General features: G+C 51.2%; 1 rRNA gene (cut by a window edge). It reads right to left on the bottom strand.

Annotated elements, in window-relative coordinates:
• A 23S ribosomal RNA gene (locus HAV22_RS30690) occupies positions 1–1,156 on the bottom strand; its annotated part reaches 1,806 nt to the left of the window's first position; the annotation flags it as partial.

Genomic DNA, 1,156 nt, shown 5'->3' with positions numbered 1-1,156 from the left:
AAACATATCCGCAGCTTCGGTGACTGGCTTAGCCCCGTTACATCTTCCGCGCAGGACGACTCGATCAGTGAGCTATTACGCTTTCTTTAAATGATGGCTGCTTCTAAGCCAACATCCTGACTGTTTTAGCCTTCCCACTTCGTTTTCCACTTAGCCAATCTTTGGGACCTTAGCTGGCGGTCTGGGTTGTTTCCCTCTTGACGCCGGACGTTAGCACCCGACGTCTGTCTCCCAAGCTCGCACTCATCGGTATTCGGAGTTTGCAATGGTTTGGTAAGTCGCAATGACCCCCTAGCCATAACAGTGCTCTACCCCCGATGGTGATACTTGAGGCACTACCTAAATAGTTTTCGGAGAGAACCAGCTATTTCCAGGTTTGTTTAGCCTTTCACCCCTACCCACAGCTCATCCCCTAATTTTTCAACATTAGTGGGTTCGGACCTCCAGGGCGTGTTACCGCACCTTCATCCTGGCCATGGGTAGATCACCTGGTTTCGGGTCTACACCCAGCGACTGTCGCCCTATTCGGACTCGATTTCTCTACGGCTCCCCGATCTGGTTAACCTCGCCACTGAATGTAAGTCGCTGACCCATTATACAAAAGGTACGCCGTCACCCCACGAAGAGGCTCCGACTGTTTGTATGCACACGGTTTCAGGTTCTATTTCACTCCCCTCCCGGGGTTCTTTTCGCCTTTCCCTCACGGTACTGGTTCACTATCGGTCGATTACGAGTATTTAGCCTTGGAGGATGGTCCCCCCATCTTCAGACAGGATTTCTCGTGTCCCGCCCTACTTGTCGTACGCTTAGTACCACCGGTCTGATTTCGTGTACGGGGCTATCACCCGCTATGGCCACTGTTTCCAAAGTGTTCCACTATCAATCCGACTATCACGTACAAGGCTCTTCCCATTTCGCTCGCCACTACTTTGGGAATCTCGGTTGATTTCTTTTCCTGCAGCTACTTAGATGTTTCAGTTCGCCGCGTTCGCTTCGCATACCTATGTATTCAGTATGCGATGACCTAAAAGGCCGGGTTTCCCCATTCGGAAATCTGCGGATCAAAGTGTGTTTGCTCACTCCCCGCAGCTTATCGCAAGCTACTACGTCCTTCATCGCCTGTAATCGCCAAGGCATCCACCATGTGCACTTATTC

The sequence above is a fragment of the Telluria antibiotica genome, assembly GCF_011682055.1.
GTDB lineage: Bacteria > Pseudomonadota > Gammaproteobacteria > Burkholderiales > Burkholderiaceae_D > Telluria > Telluria antibiotica.
Note: the sequence above shows the minus strand (reverse complement) of the source record. Positions and strands in the feature narration are given on the sequence as shown.